Origin of the sequence: Streptomyces sp. NPDC053474 (genome assembly GCF_044544845.1) — a bacterium.
Taxonomy (GTDB): Bacteria; Actinomycetota; Actinomycetes; order Streptomycetales; family Streptomycetaceae; genus Streptomyces.
Map to the genome: position 1 here is coordinate 112,622 of NZ_JBITXV010000011.1, position 23,401 is coordinate 136,022.

The window sequence follows — 23,401 nt, forward strand, 5'->3', positions numbered from 1 at the left end:
GCACTGGCCGGTCCGTCTATCGGATGGGGAACTACCTGCTGCGATCGCCCGAAGCCGTCCGCGCCAGTCCGCCGTTGCCCTACCTCGGCGGTTCATCAATGTTCACGGGCTGGTGCCTGCGCCGGTGCCCAACGCGCCGCTTCTCAGAGGTGGGAGGGTCATACGTCCTGGTTTACCAGCTCCATATCTGCAATTTCTTGGAAGATTAATTCCAGCTCTTCTGTGTCGAGTGCTGGATTTTCGCTAGGGCTCATTCCCAATCCGGACCAGTGGAGTGGCGCAACACCCCTCAAGCTCCACCGGACTACTGCTGAACCGTCTTCGCTAACTGCAGTGATCGTTGCGTCGAGTCGGGATCGGTTTGCCTTGATATGCGAGAACCACTGCCATACCTTCAAAGTTTGTCGTGACGGTGCGCGAGTGAGTCTGACTCTGCTAGGCAGAAGGGTGAGGGGGGTTAATCCGTCATCGTTTAGCTCTTCAAGCTCCACGCGGCAGCCCAAACCTTGAAGGGTATCGAATTTGCCCAGCTCAAATTCGCCGATCCGTGTGTGAAACTTTTTTATTGTGGATACTGGATCGTTCATGGATTCACTTCCTTGATTCGTATGCGCCTTGGTCCGTGTGCAGCTTCTCACACGACGTAGGTCGGTGGAGCGGTTTAGGCGGGGCCTGCTTTGGGCCGAGTGATCATGGCCCCTTATGCTGGCCGCGATTCGGGCAGCACCTCGCCTGCCCGCAACAGCCCGAATCTGAGCCATGCCCTTAGAGGCTCGCTCGCCCCAAAGTGGCTGTCTAACTGATCGTTTCAGAATGAGTTGAACCGCGAGTCTTGCGGTTAGCGACCTTGATCGGCAAGGTGTCCGGGTGCGTGCTGATCTTGTTCTGGATGACCTGTGGGAGCGCGTGGCTCCGCTCCTGCCACCCGCTCTTAGCTGCGTTGCCGCCACCCTGGGCGACTGCGGGTTCCCGACCGGGCGGGCCTCGCCGGGGTGATGTACGTACTGCGGACCGGCGTCGCCTGGCGCGATGCCCCGGCCGAAACGGTCGGGTGCTCCGGGGCAACGGCGTGGCGCCGCCTACGGGACTGGACCGAGGCCGGCGTCTGGCCGCGCCTGCACGCAATCCTGCTGACCGAGCTGCGCCGCGCCGACCTGTTGGATCTTGAGCACTGCGCTGTTGACGGCTCGCATGTCCGGGCCCTGAAAGGGGGGATCAGGTCGGCCCCTCACCGGTCGACCGCGCCCGTCCCGGTTCCAAGCACCATCTGATAGTCGACCGGCATGGAACCCCGCTCGCCGTCAGGCTCACCGGCGGCAACCGCCACGATGTCACCCCGTCGCTGCCACTACTCGACGTGGTCCCGCCGATCCGGGGGCTGCGAGGACGGCCTCGCAGCGGGCCGCGGCGCCTGTATGCCGACCGGGGCTACGACTTCGACAAGTACCGCCGCCTGCTGTGGAAGCGCGGCATCACGCCGATGATCGCCCGACGCGGTGTGGCCCACGGTTCAGGGCTTGGCAAGGTGCGTTGGGTGGTGAAGCGGGCCTTTGCCTGGCTGCACCAGTCCAAGCGGCTCCGGATTCGCTACGAAAGACGCGCCGACCTCCATCAGGGCCTGGTCGAACTGGCCTGCAGCCTCATCTGCCTCCGCCGCCTGCGCACCTCACGATGAAGCGAGCGGTCAGTTGAGGATGATCGGATTGGTGAGTGCGGCGACGTGCCCGTTGGGATGGCGGACCTCGATGCGAACGAACCCCGAGTGCTCCGCTGTCGTGTCCCACTGCGCCACGCCCGCCCCGTCAGCGGGGAGAGATGCTCGGTGGACCTTCCCTCGATCGGTGTGGAAGCTGACGGTCCCCATTGGCACACCTCGTACTGCTGCCTGCACTTCCACCTGCCCACTGTGAGTTACGAGCCGTTCTCCCACCCCGACAACGCGACCATCGGCATTGGCGGTGAACGACACGTCCACGTCCGCCGACTCGGCGATCCAGCTGCGGCCGGCACGGATTCCGGCCAAGACCGCCTCGGTACTCAGCTCCTCGGCGAAGACCACGGTGTGAGGGATGCCGATCTGCCCTTCCAGGTGGGTGTCGCTGTTGCCCATCGCTGGCCGCCACGAGCCAGTGCGAATGTCCGCTGCCAGACTCCACCCCCACTCCGCCAGAGCCGCCTCGTTGTCAGCATTCCAGGGCCGGTCCGAAGTCCACAGTCCGTTCCACACCTCCACCACGTCGAAGCCCCGGAAGGGGAACATGAAGTCGCCCGATGGGTAGGGCGCATGCGGGTGCGCGGCCACGCACAGGCCCCCTACTCGATGGACCTGGTCCAGGCACTTATCAACCAATCCGTCCCTGACCTGGTGGTTCCAGTTGACGACCTCGCCGGGATGGATGCCGAGCGCGAGCCAGTGTCCGTCTTTCGTGGTCACCTCTTCGCCGAGAAGGATCAAGAAGTCATCGGCGGCCAGGTGCCCCCAGACACCCGGGGCCGCGGCTGAGTTGTGCTCCGTCGTCGCGATGAAGTCGAGCCTGGCCGCGCGCGCCCGGACGGCCAACTCTTCGGGGGTGAGTTCCCCGTCCGAGTGGACGGAGTGGACATGGCAGTCCCCGCGATACCAGGCCGCTCCGCGTCCGACTGCCCGCGCCGACGGGAAGCTCAAACTCGACAAGGTTCTCCTCCCAAGAGTCCTGTCGACCCAACGCACCGCCAGGGCAACCCGTTCCATCGCTCACAGCGCCATCTCGTCGAGCCGTCAGACCAAGATCTCATTCTGAAACGATCAGTAAATCCATGGAGCCGACCGCCCCAGCCACGACGGGTCTTCCTCCCCATCCAGGCGTGCGCCCGCCATCCGGCCGGGAGCTGCCGCGCGAGGGCGTGGGCGCTGGGGGTTCTTTCCCTCTCGGGCCTGGTGGCGGCCGGGGTAGGCGAAGGCCACGCAGCGCGGCTGCGCCGCCCCGGCCAGCGAGCGCAGCGAGCCTTGATGAAGTAGAGAAACCGGTAACAGCTCGGGGACTGGCCGATCGGCTACCGCGTCGCGGTTCGGCCTGACCGGTCCGCCTCCTTGTGATGATGGCGGCCTCCTGTTGCCATGGCTCTGGGGACGGAGTCTTGACAGGGGGCGAGCATGGGGGAGCTGAAGGTCGTCGCGTGGAAGCGCTACGGGCAAGATCGGCTGTATGTGAACCTGTCGGACGGCACAGCTGTCGCGTGGGCCGACCGTCGTACCGGCAAGGTCACGATCCTTCAGGAACCTTATCGGCGCGAGGCCCTGCGGCTTTTACGGGCCCGTCTTACTCGCAGCGCCAAGCCTGCGACTGCCGCATCCCCGAATCCTCCCCTCCATCGGCAGGAGGCGCCCCCCGTACCGAAGTTGCCTCCGCTGACGCCAGCGCATGACCTAGCGTTGAATCGTCCCGGTGAATCCTTGCGTGAGAAACTTGAAGCAGAGGGGCCTACGCTGTCCCAGCGATTAATCAACTGGTTGTTGCGGAGGCCGTCCGAACTGGATTCCTACCGCAAGGGTTTGACCGGGGAACTCCGGGTAGGGGCTGAGTTGCAGAGACTCTCCCACCATGGTTGGCGCGTCCTGCACTCGATAGAGCTGCCCCGCAAGGTGGACATCGACCATCTCTTGATCGGCCCCGGCGGGGTCTTCTGCATCAACACGAAACGCCACCTCGGCAAGGCCGTTTGGGTCGGTGACGAGATGGCGCGGGTCAATCATGGGAAACCGCAGCCCTATGGCCGTAAGAGCAAGGCAGAGGCCGACAGGGTTCAGACAGTACTGGAACGCCACGTCGGATTTCCGGTGCGAGTGGAGCCAGTGCTCGTGTTCGTCGGTGTGACACGCCTTGAAAAGGCCCCTACTCAGCTTGCCGTGCGCGTGTACCGCGAGCGGGAGGTATCCGCTCTTGGCCCGCTTTCCGGAGTTCTGAGCCCTGAACAGATCGATACCGTGTACGCCGTGGCGCGTCATCGATGTGTCTGGTTGACGACCTGATGGGAGCGCCCGCGCTTCAGGTGAAGCGCAACGTGATTGCACTGTGCGACGTGCCGAGGGGCAACCCGGCCGTCCCCGGAGGCAGAGCCCGCGGTCCCTCCGCACATCGCGGTATGGCGTTCGGTCCGGCGCACGGGGGACACGAAGACGCGCAAGTCCAGCGTGAGCGTTAGCGTCTTCACCACGGGTGTCGGCACGTAGGTGGACGCGACCGCCGTGCGACGCGAGTTCCGACGCGTGCTCGGGCGAGTCAAGGTCGCAGGGACGGAGCTCAAGCCCCACGAGTGGACGACGTGGGAGACCCGGACATCCTCCGTCTCGCTGCTCTCCGACGCTGGGATGCCGCTCGAAGAGATCCCGCGGCTCGTCGGCCACTCCAGCCAGACCACGACGGAGACCGTCTACCGCAGGCAGATCCGTCCGGTGATCCAGATTGGCGCAACCGCGACGGACGGCATCTTCGGCCCCGAGCCCGGGTCATAGTCACTCAGACAGTCACACACCGCACGTCAGAGGCCCGCTCCCGCACGGGGATCGGGCCTCTGACCTGCCATGGCCGCTCACCGGTACTCACCGGTCCGTTTATCGGATTGGTAAAGAACAACAACCACACCTGTCCTGACCGCCCCCGCAGACGGAAGTATCCCCGTACCGAGGGAATGACCGAATCGATGTGCGGGAGGCCCCACTTGACACGTACCCCGATGACCGCGCGGAGCAGACGAGCGATGACGCTCGGGTCCGCGGGTGCTCTTGTTGCGGCGACGCTGATCGCGGGGGCGCTCGGTGCGCCTGCCGCCAGTGCCGATGCCGCCGGCGGCAAGGCCGCTTACGCCAAGGACCGTGAGGCCCGGGGCGCCGCCGTCGCCGCGGCGCGGGCGGCGAAGAAGGGCGTCGACTGGAAGGACTGTCCGGAGGACTGGGGCTTCCCGAAGCCCGTGCAGTGCGGCTGGGTCAGCGTTCCGCTCGACTACGCCAAGCCCTACGGCAAGCAGATCAAGCTGGCCGTCGACCGCATAGGCAACACGGGGAGCAAGGAGGAGCGCCAGGGCGCGCTCGTCTACAACCCCGGTGGCCCCGGCGGCTCCGGCATGCGCTTCCCGCTGCGCGTCGTGAACAAGAGCAAGCTGTGGGAGAAGACCGCGAAGGCCTACGACTTCGTCGGCTTCGACCCGCGCGGCGTCGGCCACTCGACGCCGATCTCGTGCGTCGACCCGCAGGAGTTCGTCAAGGCGCCCAAGCTCGACCCGGTGCCCGACTCCGCGGCCGACAAGCGCGCCCAGCGCAAGCTCGCCGCCGAGTACGCGGACGGCTGCAAGGAGCGCAGCGGCTGGATGCTGCCGCACATGACCACCCCGAACACCGCGCGGGACCTCGACGTCATCCGCGCCGCGCTCGGCGAGAAGAAGCTGAACTACCTGGGCGTGTCCTACGGGACGTACCTGGGCGCCGTGTACGCGACGCTCTTCCCCTCGCACGCGCGCCGCATGGTCTTCGACTCCGTCGTGAACCCCTCGCGCGAGAAGATCTGGTACCAGGCCAACCTCGACCAGGACGTCGCCTTCGAGACGCGTCTCAAGGACTGGATGACGTGGGTCGCCAAGTACGACTCCGTCTTCCACCTCGGTGACACGCAGAAGAAGGTGGCCGCGCAGTGGACCGACCTGCGCGCCGCCGCGAAGAAGGCGCCGTTCGACGGCGTCGTCGGCCCCGCCGAGCTGACGTCGTACTTCCAGAGCGCCCCGTACTACGACTCCACGTGGGTCTCCATCGCCACGAACTGGAGCAAGTTCGTCGCCGGTGACCGGCAGCCGCTCATCAAGGCCGCCAGCCCCGACCTGTCCGACATCGCGGGCAACAAGGCCTCGGAGAACAGCAACGCGGTCTACACCGCCGTCGAGTGCGCCGACGCCAAGTGGCCCACCAGCTGGAAGAAGTGGGACCGGGACAACACCCGCCTGCACAAGGACCACCCGTTCATGACCTGGGCGAACGCCTGGATGAACCTGCCGTGCGCCACCTGGCCCAGCAAGCAGCACCAGCCGATCGAGGTCAAGACCGGCAAGGGCCTGCCCGCCACGCTGATCGCCCAGTCCACGCGCGACGCCGCCACCCCCTACGAGGGCGGTGTGGAGCTGCACAAGCGCCTCAAGGGCTCGCGTCTGATCACCGAGAAGGACGCCGGTTCGCACGGCATCACCAACCTGGAGAACCCGTGCCTGAACGAGCGGGTGGACGCCTACCTGCTCACCGGCAAGGTCGACAGCCGCGACGTGACCTGCGCCCCGCATGCCACGCCCAAGCCGTAGTACCTGTACGACACCTGTAGTCCTGTAGTGATTTCTGCTGTCGGGAGATCCTCCTTGGCCTTGCCGGACGGTCTCCCGACGGCGTTCCCGAACGCTCCCGTCAGGCCTGCGCGTCGAAGCCGCGGCCCGCACGTCCTCGTACACGCTCAGCTCAGCGGTGGCCTCGGGAACCTGCGGCGCGGCGCGGGCCGCCCGCTCTCCTCGGTCTGTCCGGCGGCCTCCTCCGCCTTCACGACGGCCGCGTACTTGTCGACGTACTCCTGGCCCGACAGGCCGAGGATCGCGTACATGATCTCGTCGGTGACCGCGCGCAGGATCGCCTTCTCGCCGTCCATGCCCGCGTACCGCGAGAATTCGAGGGGCTCGCCGAAGCGGATCGTCACGCGCTGGAAGCGCGGCACGACCTGGCCGGGCGGCTGCGCCTCGAAGGTGCCGATCATCGCGCACGGGATCACCGGCACCTGCGCCTTGAGGGCCATCGCGGCCACCCCGACCTTGCCCTTGTACAGGCGTCCGTCGTGCGAGCGGGTGCCCTCGGGGTAGATGCCGAGCAGCTCGCCCTTGCGCAGCACGCCGAGCCCCTCGCGGATGGCGGCCTGCCCGGCCTCCTTGCCGGAGCGGTCCACCGGGATCTGTCCGGCGCTGCGGAAGAACGCGGCGGTGAGGCGGCCCTTCACGCCGGGGCCCGTGAAGTACTCGGCCTTGGCCAGGAACGTGATGCGCCGCTTGAGGATCGCGGGCATCAGGAAGTGGTCGGAGAACGACAGGTGGTTCCCGGCGACGATCGCCGCGCCGGACTCCGGGATGTGTTCGAGCCCCTCGATCCTGGGCCGGAACATCAGCCGCAGCACAGGCCCGATCAGCGCGTACTTGAGGACCAGGTAGAACATGCGGGCGCCGCCTTCCCCCAGGGGTGGTGCCGACGCACAGTAGTCAATCGGCGGCGCCTAGGCGAGAGCCCGTTCGGGTCGACTCGATCGTGCGGCGGACTGGTCCGTTCGGGTTCCGCCGTGCGCCCGGCCGGGGGAGTGCGGGGCGTGGCCGCTGGCCGGGCGGCGCCCGGCGGGGGTGCTCTGGGCCCGGCCCGCCGTCGTCCGGCGGGTCCGGCCCGGCGCCGTACGACGCGATGGGCCGGTGCCGAGGCGTCCCTGACGCCACCGTCCGTGACGCCGGATGTCCCTGCCTGTGACGCGGCGTCCGCCCTCGCCCCTCGGAGGTCCCATGCGTTCGCTCCTCGTCACCTCGGCCGCGCTGCTCGCGCTCGCCGCGTCCGCCGTGCCGTCGGCAGCCGCATCCGCCGAAGGGCCGCCGCCCGGCGGGCGCGGTCTCTTCCTGACGCTGTCGGGCGACCAGAACACCTGGATCCGCGGGGTGCTGCTGCGCTGTGCGCCCGAGCCGTCCGGGCACCACCCGTTCGCCCGGGAGGCCTGTGCGGAGCTGGACCGCGCGGGCGGCGACTTCGACGAGCTGCCGCACGAGGACCGGATCTGCACCAAGGAGTTCGACCCAGTGACCGTCGGCGCGACCGGCACGTTCCGGGGGCGCCCGGTCGCCTGGCACAAGACGTACGGCAACGCGTGCGAGCTGGAGGCGTCGACGGGCCACGTGTTCCGCTTCTGACCGGAAGGGCCGGGGGCCGGAAGCGCCGAAGGTGCCCGAAGGGTTCAGGGCCCCGGTGAAGGCCCCCGGCCCCGCCCCGCCTCACGTGGGCCGGGAGAAGACCATCGCCACCGTGATCAGGCCGAGCACCACCCAGCCGAACCACAGCCAGCCGTTGCTGCCGAGGGCCACCGTGTAGGCGGTCACCATGACCAGACCGCCGATGGTGAACGCGCCCATCGTCTTCGTAGCACCCGGCATCGCCCTGCCTCCTCACGACAGACGGCTCGGGCGTCCGGTATCCGGGGCACCGAGACCGTGGCCTCGATGCCATCCTCACCCGTGAGGAGGCCCGGACGCTAGCGCCCGCGCGACGCCAGTGACGCCAGATAGGCGTTGTACGCCTCCAGCTCCTTGTCCCCGTCGCGGTCGGCCGCGCGGTCCTTGCGCCGCCCTTCGCGCTGGTCGGAGCGGTACCACTGGAAGAGCAGGGCGATGAGGACGAGCACCGACGGGATCTCGCTGAACGCCCAGGCGATGCCGCCCGCCGCGTTCTGGTCGGCGAGCGCTTCGACGCCGAGCGAGGCCGGGGGGTTCTTGTACGTCTCGATCATGGGCTCGGACGCCATCATCAAGGCGATGCCGAAGAACGCGTGGAACGGCATGCCCGCGAACAGCTCCAGCATCCGCATCAGATGGCCGGGCCGGTGCGGTCCCGGGTCGATGCCCATGATCGGCCAGAAGAAGACCAGGCCGACGGCGAGGAAGTGCACCATCATCCCGATGTGCCCGGCCTTGGAGCCCATCAGGGTGTCGAACAGGGGCGTGAAGTACAGCGCGTACAGGCTCGCGATGAACATCGGGATGGTGAACGCGGGGTGCGTGATGATCCGTACGTACCGGCTGTGCAGGAGCATGAGCAGCAGCTCGCGCGGCCCCTTGCGGCCCCGGCCCGCGACCGGCAGCGCCCGCAGCGCGAGCGTGATCGGCGCGCCGAGCAGCAGCAGGATCGGCGACAGCATGCTGATGATCATGTGCTGCACCATGTGCACGCTGAACAGGACCATGCCGTAGTCGTTCAGCTTGGTGCACATCACGAGCAGGATCGAAAGGACGCCCACGACGAACGACACCGTGCGCCCGACGGGCCACTTGTCGCCGCGCCGCACGAGGCGGACGACGCCCCACCCGTACAGGCCGAGCGCCACCAGGCAGCTGATGAGGAAGAAGGGCTCGACCGAGATCTCCAGGCCGCGCGCCAGCGTGAACGGCGGCAGGTCCATGTTCATCCCATGGTCCATGCCGTGCATGCCGTGCCCGCCGTGATCCATCCGCTGGCTCCTGTTTCGTGCAGATTGTGCGCTGTGTGTCCGCACCAGAGTAGAACCGCCCCCGGGCGCGCTCGCGACCGGGGGCGGATTCGGGACCCCGGCGAGCGCCGGGGGGCGGGGCGGTGGCCTAGAGCACGCACTCCGCTTCCTCGTACCGCTGCTCGGGCACGGTCTTGAGCGTCTCGACGGCCTCGGCGAGGGACACCGTCACGATGTCGGTGCCCCGCAGCGCGGTCATCCGTCCGAACTCGCCGCGGTGCACGGCCTCCACGGCGTGCCAGCCGAAGCGGGTGGCGAGCACGCGGTCGTACGCCGTGGGCGTGCCGCCGCGCTGGACGTGGCCGAGGATGACCGGGCGGGCCTCCTTGCCGAGGCGCTGCTCCAGTTCGAGGGAGAGCTGCCGGGCGATGCCCGCGAACCGCTCGTGGCCGTAGACGTCCTTGCCGCCCTCGTCGAACTCCATGGTGCCGGGGCGCGGCTTGGCGCCCTCGGCGGCCACGACGATGGCGAACTTCTTGCCCGCCGCGAAGCGCTCGCCGACCTTCTTCGCCAGCTCCTCGACGTCGAAGGGCCGCTCCGGCACGACGACGGCGTGCGCGCCCGCGGCCATCCCCGAGTGCAGCGCGATCCAGCCGGTGTGACGGCCCATGACCTCGACGATCAGGACGCGCTGGTGCGACTCGGCGGTGGTCTTGAGGCGGTCGAGGGCCTCGGTGGCCACGCCGACGGCGGTGTCGAAGCCGAACGTCACGTCGGTGACCGCGATGTCGTTGTCGATGGTCTTCGGTACGCCGACGATCGGCAGGCCCGCGTCGGACAGGAGCCGGGCGGCCTTCAGCGTGCCCTCGCCGCCGATCGGGATGATCGCGTCGAGGCCGAGCTCGGCGACGTGTCCCTTGGCGCGCGCGACGCCGTCACGCAGATGGGCGGGCTGCACCCGGGAGGAGCCGAGGATCGTGCCGCCGAGCGCCAGGATGCCGCCGACCGCGTCCAGGTCGAGCTTGCGGTAGTCGCATTCCAGGAGGCCCCTCCAGCCGTCGTGGAAGCCGATGACCTCGTCGCCGTGGTCGACGACGGCACGGTGCACGACGGAGCGGATGACGGCATTGAGTCCGGGGCAGTCGCCGCCGGAGGTCAGGACACCGATACGCATGGTGCGAAACCTTTGCAAGGTGGGCGGTGACCGGACCCCGTCGTCCGGCTGAAATCCCGGCCCACCCTACCGGCGCACCGCCCGCCCCCGCAGGCATCGCCCACCCACTGGACACACAGACGCCGGACGGGCGGAATCATCCAGCCCGTCCGGCGTTTGAGGACGAGCGCGCAGCGCGACAGAGCCGCACCCCGCGCGAAGGCGCGGCCTAGGCAGGCTGCTGGGCGGCTGCGATCCGCTCAGCGCGCAGCGCCTCGTACCAGCGGTCGTCCGTCGGCGGCAGCGCGTTCACATCGAGCGCCAGCTTCAGGAGCAGGTCGGCGAGGAGCGGGTTGCGGGCCAGGACGGGCCCGTGCATGTACGTCCCGAAGACGGTGCCGTTGTAGGCGCCTTCCGTGCCGTCGCCCGTGCCGTTGCCCTTGCCGAGGCGGACGCGGGCGAGCGGGCGGGCGTTCGGGCCGATGTGCGTGACGCCCTGGTGGTTCTCGAAGCCGGTGAGCTCCGGCAGGCCGAGCTGCGGGTCGATGTCGCCGAGGACGTCACCGACGCAGCGCTCGCCCTCGCCGCGCACGGAGACCACGTCGAGCAGGCCGAGGCCGGGCTCGCGCTGGCCCAGGTCGTTGATGAACTCGTTGCCCAGGATCTGGTAGCCGGCGCAGACCGAGAAGACGATCGCGCCGTTGCCCACGGCCCGCTGGAGGCCGCCGTCGCGGCGCAGGCGCTCGGCCGCGAGCCGCTGCGGCCGGTCCTCGCCGCCGCCGATCAGATAGATGTCGCCGGAGGTGGGCACCGGCTGGTCGCTGCGCACGTCGTAGCGCTCGACCTGGAGGCCGCGCTGGTGGGCGCGGCGCTCCACGACCAGGGCGTTGCCCTGGTCCCCGTACGTGGACAGCAGGTCCGGGTAGACCCAGACCAGCCGGAGGCTGTTGTCGCTCATGCTCATTGGTCCTCAGTGACGGTCGGGGCGCGGTCAGTTGCCCACGCGGCGGCGCAGGTCCTGGAAGGCGGTGTAGTTCGCGATGGTCTCGATGCGGCCGGGCGGGGCCAGCTGCACGGCCTCGTCGAGGCTCTCGCAGACGCGGAAGTCCAGGTTCGCGACCTCCAAGCGGACGGCGAGGTCCAGCTTGCGGTCGCCGAGCACGAAGATCGGGTGACCGGCGAGCCGGGTGTAGTCGACGTCCCACAGCCAGGAGGTGTCGGTGCCGTCGGCCCCGCGCGCGTTCACCGAGAGGATCACCGGGGCCGGGGGGCCGTCGATCAGCGAAAACGTTTCGAGCCAGCCCGCCGGGTTCTTCGCGAGAAGCAGCCGCAGGTCACGGCCCTGGAACTGGACCACGTCATAGCGGCCCGCGACGGCCTGGACCTGATACATCCGCTCCAGGGCGACCTGCGGCGGCACGCCGAAGACGGCGGCGACGGCGGCGGACGAGGTGGCGTTCGCCTTGTTCGCCCGGCCCGGGAGCTGGAGGTGGATCGGCCAGGCCGAGCCGTGCGGGTCCAGGACGTGGTCGCCGGACAGGGCCCAGCTGGGCGTGGGGCGGCGGAAGCCGCACTCGCCGCAGTACCAGTCGTCGCCGGGGCGCTGCATGACGCCGCCGCAGGCCGGGCACGACCAGGCGTCGTCCTTCCAGGCCTGGCCCGCGGCCACCCACACCACGTTCGGCGAGGAGGAGGCGGCCCAGACGACCAGCGGGTCGTCGGCGTTGGCGATGACGACGGCCTTGGTGCCCGCCAGGCCCTCGCGCCACTTCTCGGCGAGCATGCGGGTCTCGGCGGCGCGGTCGAGCTGGTCGCGCGAGAGGTTCAGGAGGGCGATCGCCTTGGGGTCGACGTCGCGGGCGACGCCCGCGAGGTACTTCTCGTCGACCTCGATGACGCCGAACTTGGCGTCCGAGCCGCCCGCGAGGGCGGAGGTGATGCCCGCGGGCATGTTCGCCCCGAGGGCGTTGGACACGACCGGGCCGCTGGCGCGCAGGGCCTCGGCGATCAGGCGCGTCGTGGTCGTCTTGCCGTTCGTGGCCGAGACCAGGACCACATCCAGGTGGGTCGCGAGCCGGCCGAGGAGCTCCGGGTCGAGTCTGAGCGCGACCTTGCCGCCGATCACCGAACCGCTGCCGCGGCCCGCCGCGCGCGACACCGCCGCGGCCGCCTTGCCCGCCGTCACGGCCAGCTTGGCGCGTGCCGACAGCGACTCTGAGCTGCCAGGGTGTCCTGCCATCGTTCTGGGTCCTCCTTGCGTACGGCGCCGCGCCTGCCCGGCATCGTGTCGGCCCAGCCTATCGAGATCGACTGACAAGCCCGAATCGCACCACCACCCGGCACCACTGCTGTCCCCTGGACCGTACTCTTGCGGCCATGCGACACGGCTCGATCCCGGGCGCCTCAGGGCGCGTACGACCCCTGACCCTGCTCGGTGACCCCGTGCTCCACACCCCCTGTGCGGAGGTGACGGACTTCGGGCCCCGACTGGCGGCGCTCGTCGAGGACATGTTCGCCACGATGTACGCGGCCCGGGGCGTCGGCCTCGCCGCCAACCAGGTCGGCGTGGGCCTGAAGGTGTTCGTGTACGACTGCCCGGACGACGAGGACGTGCGTCACCTCGGCCACGTGGTGAACCCGCGGGTGGTGGAGCTCGACGGCGTGACCGTGCGCGGCCCCGAGGGCTGTCTGTCGCTGCCGGGCCTGGAGGCGGCGACGCCGCGCTTCGACCACGCGGTCGTCGAGGGCGTGAGCGTGACGGGGGAGCCGGTGCGGGTGCACGGCACCGGATTCTTCGCGCGCTGTCTGCAGCACGAGAGCGACCACCTGGCGGGCGGCGTGTACACGGACCACGTCACGGGCTGGCGCAGGCGGCGGGTCCTGCGCAGGGCGGCGCGGGCGCCCTGGGCGACGACGGCCTGAGCGCGTCGGCCGAGCGGAGGCGGGCCCGGGGCGTGACGCGCCCCGGGCCCCCGCGCGCTCAGAAGCCGGGCCCGCCCACGCGGTTGCCCGCGGCGGCGAGGCGGCCCCACAGCAGGTCCGCCAGGCTGCGCACCAACTGGGCGCGGGGGCAGGGGCGTTCGCCCAGCCACCAGTCGCCCGCGGCGTGCATCATGCCGACGATGCCGTGGCCCCACACGCGCGCGAGCTCCGCGCTCTGCGGGCCGAGGTCGACGCGCTCCTCGATGACCTCGGCGAGCTCCTCGCCGAGGCGCCGCAGCAGGGGAGCGGAGTGCAGGCCCACGTCGAAGCCCTCGCCGCTCACCTCGCCGGACGAGACGGCCTCCGACGGATGCATGAGGAAGCGGTAGACCTGCGGCCGGGCCTCGATCGCCGCGAGGTAGGTGTCGAGCGTGGCCTCCACGCGCTCCCTGCGCTCGGCCGGGGCGTCCAGGGCCGCGCGCAGCGAGGCCAGCAGCGCGTCCGTGTGGCGCTTGGCGAGCGCGGCGTAGAGGCCGCCCTTGTCGCCGAAGTGCCGGTACAGGATGGGCTTGGTGATGCCCGCCTCGGCGGCGATGGCGTTCATCGAGGCCCCGGGTCCGTCGCGGAGCACGACGCGGTCGGCCGCCTCAAGGAGTTCGCGCCGTCGTTGCTCGGCGGACCGCTGTTGATCGGTCCGCTGCGTGGTCTCCATGTGGTGTTCTCCGCCCGTGCGATTCCTGACGCAACGCGCAACGTAACACCCGGAAGCCCCCGCGCATCGAACGGGCTGCCGGGAGTTGACACAGGCTACCGGCCGGTAACAGACTCCAGTTACCGCAAGTAACGTAGCACGGGTTCGCAGCCTGGAGGGGTCATGGCCGAGTTCACCATGGAGCTCAACGACGAACAGAAGGAAGTCAGGGACTGGCTCCACGGGTTCGCCGCGGACGTGATCCGTCCCGCGGCCGCCGAGTGGGACGAGCGCGAGGAGACGCCCTGGCCGGTCATCCAGGAGGCCGCGAAGGTCGGCATCTACTCCCTGGACTTCTACGCGCAGCAGTACTTCGACCCCACCGGGCTCGGCATACCGATGGCCATGGAGGAGCTGTTCTGGGGCGACGCGGGCATCGCCTTGTCCATCGTCGGCACCGGCCTCGCCGCCGTGGGCGTCCTCGCCAACGGCACCGAGGAGCAGATCGGCACCTGGATCCCGCAGATGTACGGCGACGCCAGTGACGTGAAGGTCGCCGCCTTCTGCTCGTCCGAGCCGGACGCGGGCTCCGACGTGGCCTCGATGCGCACCCGCGCGGTCTACGACGAGGTCAAGGACGAGTGGGTCCTGAACGGCACCAAGACCTGGGCGACGAACGGCGGCATCGCCAACGTCCACGTCGTCGTCGCCGTGGTCGACCCCGACCTCGGCTCCAAGGGGCACGCCTCCTTCATCGTGCCGCCGGGCACGCCCGGCCTGTCCCAGGGGCAGAAGTTCAAGAAGCACGGCATCCGCGCCTCGCACACCGCCGAGGTCGTCCTGGAGGGCGTACGCGTCCCCGGTTCCTGTCTGCTCGGCGGCAAGGAGAAGCTGGACGAGCGCCTCGCCCGCGCGCGGGAGCGCGCGAAGAGCGGCGGCGAGCGCGTGAAGAACGCGGCCATGGCCACCTTCGAGGCCTCCCGCCCGGCCGTCGGCGCGATGGCCGTGGGCACCGCACGCGCCGCGTACGAGGAGGCGCTGGAGTACGCGAGGACGCGCGAGCAGTTCGGCCGCCCGATCATCGACAACCAGGGCGTCGCCTTCCAGCTCGCGGACATGCGCACGCAGATCGACGCGGCCCGGCTCCTGGTGTGGCGCGCCTCCTGGATGGCGGTCACGGGCAAGAAGTTCGAGAGCGCCGAGGGCTCCATGTCCAAGCTGTTCGCCAGCGAGACCGCCAAGAAGGTCACCGCGCAGGCGATCCAGATCCTCGGCGGCAACGGCTACACGCGCGAGTACCCGGTGGAGCGCATGCACCGGGACGCCGCGATCTACACGATCTTCGAGGGGACCAGCGAGATCCAGCGCCTGGTGATCGCGCGCACGCTGTCGGGGCTGCCGATCCGCTGAGACGGCCGCCGCCCGGGGAGGGGCCCCACCACTGCCCTCCCCTTGCGGTACGCCCTCTGGTTGGCGTCATGTGCATGCCCTTACGGTGGCCCCGTCGTCGTCCTGCCGAGGAGTGCCCATGCGCTTACGTCCCCTGACCTGGCTGGTTCCCGCCCTCGCCGCCGCCGCGGTCACCGCCGCCGCGCTCGCCCTCCCGCAGGGCGGGGAGCGCGCTCCGGACGGCCGCGCCGCTGCCGCCGCCGACGCCCGGCCCACGGGCAAGGCCAGGCCCGACGCGCGGAACGTGGTGCTCGCCGTGCACGGCGGCGCCGGTACCGCCCTCGACCGGGACACGACCACGCCGGAGCGCGAGAAGGCGTACCGGGACGGGCTCACGAAGGCTCTGAGAGCCGGGCGGAAGGTGCTCGACAAGGGCGGTTCGAGCGTGGACGCCGTCCAGGCGGCGGTCACGCAGCTGGAGGACGACCCGCTGTTCAACGCGGGCAAGGGCGCGGTCTTCACCGCCGACGCGGGCCACGAGCTGGACGCGTCCCTCATGCGCGGCTCGGACCTGAAGGCCGGTGCGGTCGCGGGCGTGAAGAACCTGCGCAACCCGATCGCGGGCGCCAGGGCCGTGCTGGACAAGTCGAAGCACGTGCTGCTCGCGGGCGAGGGCGCCGACGACTTCGGCGCCCGGCACGGGCTGCGGACCGTCACTCAGGACTACTACTGGACACAGGCGCGCTGGGACGCCCTGATGGCCGCCAAGGAGGCCGAGAAGGGCGGCAACGGCGACAAGAAGGCCGCGCGCTCCCCGGCCGCCCTCGCCGACGAGCAGTCCAAGGGCACGGTCGGCGCGGTCGCCGTGGACAAGCGCCGCGACCTGGCGGCGGCGACCTCCACCGGCGGCCTGACCAACAAGCTCCCCGGCCGCGTCGGCGACTCGCCCCTGATCGGCGCGGGCACGTACGCGAAGAACGGCACGGTCGCGGCGAGCGCCACCGGCGCGGGCGAGGTGTTCATCCGGGGCGCGGCCACCTCGACGATCTCGAACCTCATGGAGTTCAAGGGCGTGGGCGTGGCCAAGGCCGCGTACGAGGTGATCGTCAAGCGCCTTCCGGCCCTCGGCGGCGACGGGGGTGTGATCGCCCTCGCGCCCGACGGGCAGTTCGACGCGCCGCACAGCAGCCCCGGCATGCTGCACGGCTATCTGACCGAGGACGGCGAGGTGGTCACGAAGATCTTCCCGGACGAGACGCCGCCGAACAGCTGAGCCGCCGCGGACCTCCCGGAAATAGGCAGGCAGACTTGCAAGTTTGCCTGCCTATTTCGTACGGTGACGTCATGACCGACTCGTCAGGAAGCACGGCTGGACCCGGGCCGGAGCAGATCGCCGCCGACCTCACCGTCGCCGTCCGGCACGTCGTGCGCAGGCTGCGCACGCAGACGCCGGAGACCGGCCTGACGGCCTCGCAGCGGTCCGCGCTCGCCCTGCTCGCGGAAGGCCCCGCCACCACGGCGGAGCTGGCCCGCGCCGAGCACGTGCGGCCCCAGTCCATGCGCCTGACCGTCGGCGCGCTGGAGGCCGAAGGCCTGGTCGAGCGGGCGCCGGACCCGCACGACGGACGCCGGTCCATGGTCTCCGTGACCGAGCGCGGCCGCCGGGTCCTCGCCGAGGCGCGGGATGCCAAGCGGAACTGGCTCGCGGCGGCCGTCGCGGACCGGCTCGACGAGCGCGAGCAGCGACAGCTGGCCGACGCCGTCGTGCTCCTGGAGCGCCTGGTCCACCCGTGACCCCGGCGCCGCCGGGTGCGCCCACCCCGTACGAGAAAGGCAGTGCGATGACCGCCACCACCCTCGACCCGAAGACCGCCCTCGTCCTCGTCGACCTGCAGAAGGGCATCACCGCCCTGCCCACGCTCCATCCGGCCGACCGGATCGTCGAGCGCGGGGCCCGGCTCGCCGCCGCCTTCCGTGCGCACGGGCTGCCCGTCGTCCTTGTCCGCGTGACCGGCCGGGCGCCCGGGCGCACCGAGGTCACGCTCGGCGGCGGTGGCGCGACCCCCGCCGACTGGGCGGAGCTGCGGCCCGAACTGGACCGCCAGGACAGCGACATCGTGGTCACCAAGCACCAGTGGGGCGCCTTCCACGGCACCGACCTCGACCTTCAGCTGCGCCGCAGGGGCGTCACCCAGATCGTCGTCGGCGGCATCGCGACGGCGTTCGGCGTGGAGTCGACGGCGCGGGCCGCGCACGAGCACGGCTACCACGTGACGGTGGCCGTGGACGCCGTGACCGACATGGACGAGCAGGCCCATCTGGCCGCCGTCGAGAAGGTCTTCCCGCGGCTCGGCGAGACGGACACCGCCGACGCGATCATCAAGCTCCTGGGCTGAGCGGCTCCCCGGGCCGGTACACGTACGGCGTGGTCGTGGCCAGTTCCGCGAAGCCGAGCCGCCGCAGGATCGGGCGGCTCTCGCTGGACGCGTCGACCTGGAGGTAGCGCACGCCGCGGGCGGCGGCGAGGCGGGCGCGGTGGGCGATCAGCGCGCGGTAGATGCCGCGGCCGCGCCATGCCGGCACCGTGCCGCCGCCCCACAGGCCCGCGAAGTCCGTGCCCGGCCGGAACTCGATGCGCGCCGAGCTCACCGGCTCGTCCCCGGCCAGGGCGACGACCACGGCCAGCGTGTCGGGCGCGGCGGTCAGCTGGTCGAGCACCTGGCGGCCGAGCGCGGCACCGTCCGAGCCGAAGGCCCGGTCGTGCGCGGCGACCATCAGCCGCACCCCCGCCTCGTCCGTCACCGGGACGAGCTCGATCCCCTCGGGCGCGGCGGCGTCCAGGGGCAGCGCGTCGACCTCCGTGACCATCAGGGTCTCGGGAGGCTCGGGCGTGAACCCGGCCGCGAGGAGCCGCTCGGGCAGGTCGGCGGGCAGGTCGTGGGAGTGCAGCTTCCACTCGAACTCGCGCCCCAGACCGGTGAACACGCGCACCTGCGCGGCGATCGCGGCGTCGGCCGTGGCCGGGTCGAGGTCCGACCACAGCACGCCGTTCCAGTCGTGGGCGGCGGCGCCCACATGGCGGATGACACCGTCCGCCCGCTCCACGAGGCCGCCGGGCCCCTCCGGGTCGGGGCTCTGCCGGATCTGCTGGTCGTACGCCGCGAGGGCTGCTGTCGAGTCCATCCGGCCACTTCAGCAGGGGGCTTCGCGCCGGACAACCGAATTTCTCCGGCGGGCGGTCAGCGGTCCGCGCGCGGGGCCCGGGCCCGGGACAGCGGCGGCAGGTGCAGCGACCTGGTGATCGCTGTGAGGCGCAGCGCGAGGACGAGGGCGGCCGACGTCACCGTGGTGGTGGTCGGGGACGCGCCCGCGTGGTGCAGGCCGAGGTAGCAGCCGGCGCCCGCGAGCGCGGCGGTCGCGTACACCTCCTCGCGCAGCAGCAGCGGTGGGAACTGCCCGCACAGCACGTCGCGCAGGACCTCGCCCGTCACCCCCGTCAGGACGGCCAGGATGATCACGGCGAGCGGGGTGACGCGCGCGTCGATGGCGGCCTGCGCGCCCATGACGGTCACCACGGCGAGGCCCACCGCGTCCACCACCATCAGCGTGCGCTGCGGCAGCTCGCGGTGGCGCAGATACAGCATCGTGGTGACACCCGTGACCGCGATCACGGTGAGCAGGACCCAGTCGTGGGTCCAGTACAGCGGGTGGCGGTCCAGGATCAGGTCGCGCAGCGTGCCGCCGGAGATGGAGGCCACGAAGGCGAGGACGAGCCCGCCGAAGGGGTCCATGCGCGCCCGGTGCGCGGCGAGCACGCCGCTCGCGGCGAAGGCGGCGATGCCGACGAGGTACAGCGTGTGCAGCATCAGCGGGCCGCCGTACGTGCGGCCGGTCGCCGGATGCCTCCACGGCGCAGGGCCAGGAGCCCCGCCGTCGACGCGGCGGCCGTCAGGCCCAGGGCGGTCGCGTCCAGGCGCCGGTCCGAGGCGGCGGGCCGCCCACCGCCGTCGGCGACGGCCGTTCGCTGCTGCCCCTGCCGGGCGGGCGCCGCCGTGGCGAGGGCGAAGGCCACGGCGGCCGCCACCGCACCGGCGACGGCCACCGCGATGAGCCGCCGCCCGCGATTCCACACCGTGTCCATGCTCCCCACCGTCCCGGACGCCCCGGGGCCCGCGCCATCGGTCAGGTGGCCGGATCACGGTGGCCGAAAGGACGAAAGCCGCACGGTCGCAGGGCTGAGCAGCGGCCCCCGCGCCGCTGCTCCGGGGCGCCCTCACCCGTGCCAGCGGCAGCGCAGCGCGGCGGTGGTGAAGCCGGGGCCGTAGGCGACGGTGTAGCCACGGGCGCCGTCGGCGGGCGGCGCGCTGTGGGTGCGCTCCAGGACGCGCAGCACGCTCACCCCGCCCAGGTTGCCCTCCTCGGCGAGCGTGTCCGTGGAGTGACGCGTGTCGACGGCGTCGAGTCCGAGGGCGGCCGCGGTGTCGGCGATGATGCGCGGACTGCCCGGGTGGACGACCGCGAATTCGGCCGTCTGCGGACCGACCCACTCCAGAAGCTGCGGAAGGACGTCGTCCGCGGCCGTGAGCGCCTTCCTGGTGGAGTCGAAGTGGAATCCGTCGGGCGTGATCCGGCCGCGCTGGCGGTCGATGCTGCCCGGCAGCACGTACTCGTACGTGTCCTCGATGACCAGGCCCGGGCCGAGGGGCTCGTCCGTCACGACGGTGGCGCCCGCCGAGTCACCGAACAGGGCCTTGTAGATCATGGCCTCGATGCCGGTGTCGTTGTGGTGGTAGACGGAGGAGATGACCTCCGCGGCCACCACGAGGACCTTGCTGCCCGGCCGGACGGCGACCAGGTCCGCGGCCCGGATCAGGGACTGGGTGCCGCCGGGGCAGGCGAGCGTGGTCAGGGCGACGCGGCGCACGGTGGGACGCAGGCCGAGCCGGTCGATCAGGTGGATGTCCAGGTTGGGGACGGACCAGCCGGTGGTGTGCGTGGTGACCACGGCGTCGATGTCGGTGGCGGCGAGCCCGGCCGACGCGAGCGCGGCCGATGCCGCGCGCTCGGCCATGGCGAGGGCGTCGCCGAAGGCCGTGGTGGCCCGCTCGTGCACATCGGCCGTGCCCGCGACGGTCGGGGAGTCGAGGGGCCGGGTGAAGTAGCGGCTCTCGACGCCGCAGTTGCCGATGACCCGCAGGAACGCGGTGAGACGGGGGTGGTCGGGGTGGTGCCTGCGTATGTCGTCGGTGATCTCCGCGGTGGTGACCTTGTGGTCACCGACGACGGTCTGGGGTCTGAGGACATATGCGGACACGAAGGAACTCCCGCCAGGTGCAGGTCGGATGTGGAGGGCATAAGGAAACGTACTGCACCTCGTCGAACGTGCGTCCTGGCGTGGCGGTTCCAGCGCGGGCCCCGGACCTGGGAAGAACCGTCGTACGGGCCCGCTCGGGGCCGTCGGCCCCGAGCGGGCCCGCGTGCGGCGATCAGGTGGCGCCGGGGCGGGGCCCGCCCCGGCGAGGGGGCCGGGCGGTGGCCGACCGCGGCGGGCCGTCAGGTGGCCCGCAGCATCGGCGCCCGTGCGTGGACGCGCTCCCGTCCGGGGTGGAACACCAGGATCATCATCCGGGCGCCCGGGGCGGTCAGCGGCTGGGCGGCGCACATGGTGACCCAGCCCGCGCCCTTCTCGGCGTGCAGCAGGGGCCGCTCGTCGCCGTCGGGGTGGGGGTAGGGCTTGTCCGCGCCGTACAGCGGGGCGGCCAGGGGGTCGGCGAGGACCTCCTTCTCGATCTGCTGGAGGGTCTCGTCCTCGGGCCGGGTGGCGAGCGCCCCGCGCAGCTGCGGCAGCAGCATGGGGGCCCAGGAGGTGTCCCAGTCGAGGAGGATCTCGCGGGCCACCGGGCTGAGGACCATCCAGCGCATGATGTTCGGCGGGACCTCGCCGCCGGGGAAGACGGCGGCGCAGGCGTCGTTGTACACGAGCATGTCCCAGGACGCGTCCGCGATGTACGCGATGTGCGAGATGCCGTTGACGGCCTCGCGCCAGACGCCCGGCACCTCCTTGCCCGACGACAGGTGCAGCGGCCCGGGCGGGTCCTGGAGCAGGGCGTACCGGCACAAAGACACCCATTCCTGCTCGTTCAGCCCGAACAGGCGGGCCACGTCGCGCAGGAGGGCCGTCGGTGGGTTGGGGTAGTTGCCGGACTCGAGGCGGTGGTACGTACCAAGGGTGCGATGCAGGAGTTGGTCCACCTGATGCTGGGAGAGCCCCGGTGCCCGTCTGCCCTGCCCCGTCGAGCGGACGAACCCGTGCGATTCGGGGGCGATGAGGGCGCGTCGTTCACGGAGCAGAGCGCGCAGCGCCGTCTTGTTCATGGTGGGTAATCCCTCTTCGTACACGCCGAGTTGAGCGTCAGCAGTCTAAATATTCGCATCGTCTTTGGGCATAAACATTGCCTGAAGAAAACGATCAGCTCGTGCGGCATCATGGAGTGGGCGGGGCCACCGACCTGCAGGTTTGATCGTCGGTGGGCTCGCGGGCACAACTCAGGGGCATCTTGTTCGGGGAGCATGAAATTGGCTGAAATTCCTCGGCGTCGGATACCCCCTCCGCCTACGGGGTCGTAGTCGGGTAGCGCGCGGGACCGGTTGTTCGTATTCCGATCTATGTGGTCGGAAACTGAGCAGTGTGTACCTGCGTGGCAGTTACTACCCGGTTCGGTTCCTGGGTTCACTGGCTGCGGCCGGTGCCGTCACTCGCCATTACGTAGCGGCCACGGTACCGGCCGCCCCGTGTTGTTCCGGGCGGCCCTTGTGGCTGGTATTCGCTCAAGAGACCTGAGTCCGCGTTCGGCCCTGTTGCCGCGTGCCGTCGAGCGCCGTCACCTGCTTTTCCGCCGCTGCCAGGATCTCCGTCACGCGGGCGCCGAAGCGCACGTCGCACGCGTGCGGCCGTCCGGCATGTGCCGCCGTCACGAGCGCGCTCACGGCTGACCGAAACGCGACGCCCGAATCGCCCCACCCTGTCTCCCCGAAGACCTCCGGGGACGCCGTCCCGCGCTCGCCGCGGAACTCCAGCGTCACGCCGGTCGCCCGCTCCGGGGCGCGCAGCGTCAGGGTCGCCGTACTGGACGCGCCGCCCGCGTGCCGCAGGATCAGATGGACCGTGTCCGCCGGTCCCGGAGCCGCCGTCACCGTCGCGATCTCGCCGAGCACCGCCGTCAGGACGGACAGCGCGTGCGGCCCGACGTCCCACAGGCCACCCTTGCTCGCCCGCCACGGCGAGTCGAAGGCGCCGCTCCCGTCCGCCGCGTAGAACGCGCTGTACCAGTCGGCGCGCCCGGTGAACCACGGCCCCTCCCCGGCCCGCTCGGCCAGCCAGTCGGCCATGGGCGGGGCGAACCGCAGGGTGAAGAACACCACGGAGGCCACACCGGCCCGCTCCACCTCCGTGACCAGGGCGCGCGCCGCCGCCGCGGTCGTGGCCACCGGCTTGTCGAGGAGCAGGTGGCAGCCCGCCCGCGCGGCCCGCGCCGCCAGGGGTGCCTGCGCGTCCGGCGGCACCGCGAAGGCGACCGCGTCGCTCGCGGCGAAGAGCGCGTCCACGTCCTCGTACGCCGTGGTGGCGTGCGCGGCCGCGAGCTCGGCGGCGGCCTCGGGACGGCGGCCCCACACACCGGCGAGCTCGGCGTCCGGATGCGCGGCGAGCACCGGCGCGTGCGTCGCGGTCGCCCAGGGACCCGTACCGATCAAGCCCACACGAAATCTGGTCATGGCCGCAGTATGGCGGAGCGGGGCGGGGCGCCCCACGGGCCGGGGGGCGGTCGCCGCGGGGCGGGGCGCGCGACGATCTCCGCGCCCGCGCCGGGACGGCCCTCGGCGGCTCTCGGTCATAAAGGTACGGACCTTGCGGCGGGACGGTGTCCGGCCGCCGGAGCGTTTCCCGGGGCCGGTGCGCGAAGTCCGGCCCGCTAATCGACGTACCGTCAACTCTCGGCAAGTGAATGGCAATTCGCCGGG

23 protein-coding genes and 2 pseudogenes are annotated in these 23,401 nt (G+C 70.9%); 10 read left to right on the forward strand and 15 right to left on the reverse strand.

Annotated features, from left to right (window positions below):
• Window positions 1-158: 158 nt before the first annotated feature.
• On the reverse strand, window positions 159-587 hold the full coding sequence (locus tag ACIG3E_RS25860; protein ID WP_399620893.1) for a phage tail protein: 429 nt from the start codon (window positions 585-587) through the stop codon (window positions 159-161).
• 280 nt (window positions 588-867) lie between these two features.
• Between ACIG3E_RS25860 and ACIG3E_RS25865 the strand changes: the two are divergent.
• Window positions 868-1,675, forward strand: a pseudogene (locus ACIG3E_RS25865) (IS5 family transposase).
• Window positions 1,676-1,684: 9 nt separating this feature from the next.
• On the opposite strand, the gene ACIG3E_RS25870 reads toward ACIG3E_RS25865, so the two are convergent.
• Window positions 1,685-2,674: a CehA/McbA family metallohydrolase gene (locus tag ACIG3E_RS25870; protein ID WP_399620895.1), complete on the reverse strand. Its 990-nt coding sequence runs from the start codon at window positions 2,672-2,674 to the stop codon at window positions 1,685-1,687.
• Window positions 2,675-3,133: 459 nt separating this feature from the next.
• On the opposite strand from ACIG3E_RS25870, the gene ACIG3E_RS25875 reads away from it, so the two are divergent.
• From ACIG3E_RS25875 to ACIG3E_RS25885, 3 genes and pseudogenes are all read left to right on the forward strand, one after another.
• A complete protein-coding gene (locus ACIG3E_RS25875; protein ID WP_399620898.1) occupies window positions 3,134-4,009 on the forward strand; it encodes a nuclease-related domain-containing protein in 876 nt (291 codons plus the stop codon).
• Between the two features lie 75 nt (window positions 4,010-4,084).
• Window positions 4,085-4,492 (forward strand): annotated as a pseudogene (locus ACIG3E_RS25880) (site-specific integrase); the annotation flags it as partial.
• Window positions 4,493-4,713: 221 nt separating this feature from the next.
• Window positions 4,714-6,318, forward strand: a complete 1,605-nt coding sequence (locus tag ACIG3E_RS25885) for an alpha/beta hydrolase (RefSeq protein ID WP_399621432.1) — start codon at window positions 4,714-4,716, stop codon at window positions 6,316-6,318.
• 146 nt (window positions 6,319-6,464) lie between these two features.
• Here the strand turns inward: ACIG3E_RS25885 and ACIG3E_RS25890 are convergent, their stop codons facing one another.
• The gene (locus tag ACIG3E_RS25890) at window positions 6,465-7,208 is read right to left on the reverse strand and encodes a lysophospholipid acyltransferase family protein (protein WP_399620901.1); all 744 of its coding nucleotides are present in this window, start codon (window positions 7,206-7,208) and stop codon (window positions 6,465-6,467) included.
• A gap of 331 nt (window positions 7,209-7,539) precedes the next feature.
• Between ACIG3E_RS25890 and ACIG3E_RS25895 the strand changes: the two genes are divergently transcribed.
• Entirely contained in the window at window positions 7,540-7,938 is a 399-nt protein-coding gene (locus ACIG3E_RS25895) for a subtilase-type protease inhibitor (RefSeq protein ID WP_399620903.1), read from the forward strand.
• Window positions 7,939-8,019: 81 nt separating this feature from the next.
• Here ACIG3E_RS25895 and ACIG3E_RS25900 read toward each other — a convergent pair whose 3' ends face one another.
• From ACIG3E_RS25900 to ACIG3E_RS25920, 5 genes are all read right to left on the reverse strand, one after another.
• Window positions 8,020-8,178: a hypothetical protein gene (locus tag ACIG3E_RS25900; protein WP_242715171.1), complete on the reverse strand. Its 159-nt coding sequence runs from the start codon at window positions 8,176-8,178 to the stop codon at window positions 8,020-8,022.
• Between the two features lie 98 nt (window positions 8,179-8,276).
• Window positions 8,277-9,248 carry a cytochrome c oxidase assembly protein gene (locus ACIG3E_RS25905; protein WP_399620907.1) on the reverse strand — a complete coding sequence of 324 codons (972 nt, stop codon included), beginning with the start codon at window positions 9,246-9,248 and terminating at the stop codon, window positions 8,277-8,279.
• Between the two features lie 127 nt (window positions 9,249-9,375).
• On the reverse strand, window positions 9,376-10,401 hold the full coding sequence (locus tag ACIG3E_RS25910; protein WP_399620910.1) for a 6-phosphofructokinase: 1,026 nt from the start codon (window positions 10,399-10,401) through the stop codon (window positions 9,376-9,378).
• A 208-nt stretch (window positions 10,402-10,609) separates the two neighbouring features.
• Window positions 10,610-11,338, reverse strand: coding sequence for a type 1 glutamine amidotransferase (locus tag ACIG3E_RS25915; RefSeq protein WP_138958284.1), 729 nt, complete (start codon window positions 11,336-11,338; stop codon window positions 10,610-10,612).
• Between the two features lie 33 nt (window positions 11,339-11,371).
• A complete protein-coding gene (locus ACIG3E_RS25920) occupies window positions 11,372-12,619 on the reverse strand; it encodes a MurT ligase domain-containing protein (protein WP_399620912.1) in 1,248 nt (415 codons plus the stop codon).
• Window positions 12,620-12,756: 137 nt separating this feature from the next.
• Between ACIG3E_RS25920 and def the strand changes: the two genes are divergently transcribed.
• Entirely contained in the window at window positions 12,757-13,302 is a 546-nt protein-coding gene (gene def / locus ACIG3E_RS25925; protein ID WP_399620915.1) for a peptide deformylase, read from the forward strand.
• Between the two features lie 58 nt (window positions 13,303-13,360).
• Here def and ACIG3E_RS25930 read toward each other — a convergent pair whose 3' ends face one another.
• Window positions 13,361-14,014 (reverse strand): TetR family transcriptional regulator, encoded by a 654-nt coding sequence (locus tag ACIG3E_RS25930; RefSeq protein ID WP_138958281.1) that lies wholly within the window; start codon window positions 14,012-14,014, stop codon window positions 13,361-13,363.
• Between the two features lie 162 nt (window positions 14,015-14,176).
• On the opposite strand from ACIG3E_RS25930, the gene ACIG3E_RS25935 reads away from it, so the two are divergent.
• The 4 genes from ACIG3E_RS25935 (at window position 14,177) to ACIG3E_RS25950 (ending at window position 17,778) form a co-directional block, all read left to right on the forward strand.
• On the forward strand, window positions 14,177-15,403 hold the full coding sequence (locus ACIG3E_RS25935) for an acyl-CoA dehydrogenase family protein (RefSeq protein ID WP_138958280.1): 1,227 nt from the start codon (window positions 14,177-14,179) through the stop codon (window positions 15,401-15,403).
• A 118-nt stretch (window positions 15,404-15,521) separates the two neighbouring features.
• The gene (locus ACIG3E_RS25940) at window positions 15,522-16,655 is read left to right on the forward strand and encodes an isoaspartyl peptidase/L-asparaginase family protein (RefSeq protein ID WP_399620918.1); all 1,134 of its coding nucleotides are present in this window, start codon (window positions 15,522-15,524) and stop codon (window positions 16,653-16,655) included.
• 71 nt (window positions 16,656-16,726) lie between these two features.
• On the forward strand, window positions 16,727-17,176 hold the full coding sequence (locus tag ACIG3E_RS25945; protein WP_399620920.1) for a MarR family winged helix-turn-helix transcriptional regulator: 450 nt from the start codon (window positions 16,727-16,729) through the stop codon (window positions 17,174-17,176).
• Between the two features lie 47 nt (window positions 17,177-17,223).
• Complete coding sequence (locus ACIG3E_RS25950) at window positions 17,224-17,778, forward strand: isochorismatase family protein (protein WP_399620923.1); 555 nt, start codon at window positions 17,224-17,226, stop codon at window positions 17,776-17,778.
• On the opposite strand, the gene ACIG3E_RS25955 is transcribed toward ACIG3E_RS25950, so the two are convergent.
• From ACIG3E_RS25955 to ACIG3E_RS25980, 6 genes are all read right to left on the reverse strand, one after another.
• On the reverse strand, window positions 17,762-18,565 hold the full coding sequence (locus ACIG3E_RS25955; RefSeq protein WP_399620926.1) for a GNAT family N-acetyltransferase: 804 nt from the start codon (window positions 18,563-18,565) through the stop codon (window positions 17,762-17,764). The genes ACIG3E_RS25950 and ACIG3E_RS25955 overlap by 17 nt on opposite strands.
• Window positions 18,566-18,621: 56 nt before the next feature.
• Complete coding sequence (locus ACIG3E_RS25960; protein WP_399620929.1) at window positions 18,622-19,248, reverse strand: trimeric intracellular cation channel family protein; 627 nt, start codon at window positions 19,246-19,248, stop codon at window positions 18,622-18,624.
• Window positions 19,248-19,523, reverse strand: a complete 276-nt coding sequence (locus ACIG3E_RS25965; RefSeq protein WP_399620931.1) for a hypothetical protein — start codon at window positions 19,521-19,523, stop codon at window positions 19,248-19,250. Before ACIG3E_RS25965 ends, ACIG3E_RS25960 begins: the two co-directional genes overlap by 1 nt.
• A gap of 132 nt (window positions 19,524-19,655) precedes the next feature.
• Window positions 19,656-20,696 (reverse strand): PhlD, encoded by a 1,041-nt coding sequence (locus tag ACIG3E_RS25970; protein WP_399620934.1) that lies wholly within the window; start codon window positions 20,694-20,696, stop codon window positions 19,656-19,658.
• 239 nt (window positions 20,697-20,935) lie between these two features.
• Window positions 20,936-21,757, reverse strand: coding sequence for a helix-turn-helix domain-containing protein (locus tag ACIG3E_RS25975; protein WP_399620936.1), 822 nt, complete (start codon window positions 21,755-21,757; stop codon window positions 20,936-20,938).
• 453 nt (window positions 21,758-22,210) lie between these two features.
• Window positions 22,211-23,155 carry a Gfo/Idh/MocA family protein gene (locus tag ACIG3E_RS25980; protein ID WP_399620939.1) on the reverse strand — a complete coding sequence of 315 codons (945 nt, stop codon included), beginning with the start codon at window positions 23,153-23,155 and terminating at the stop codon, window positions 22,211-22,213.
• Window positions 23,156-23,401 lie beyond the last annotated feature (246 nt).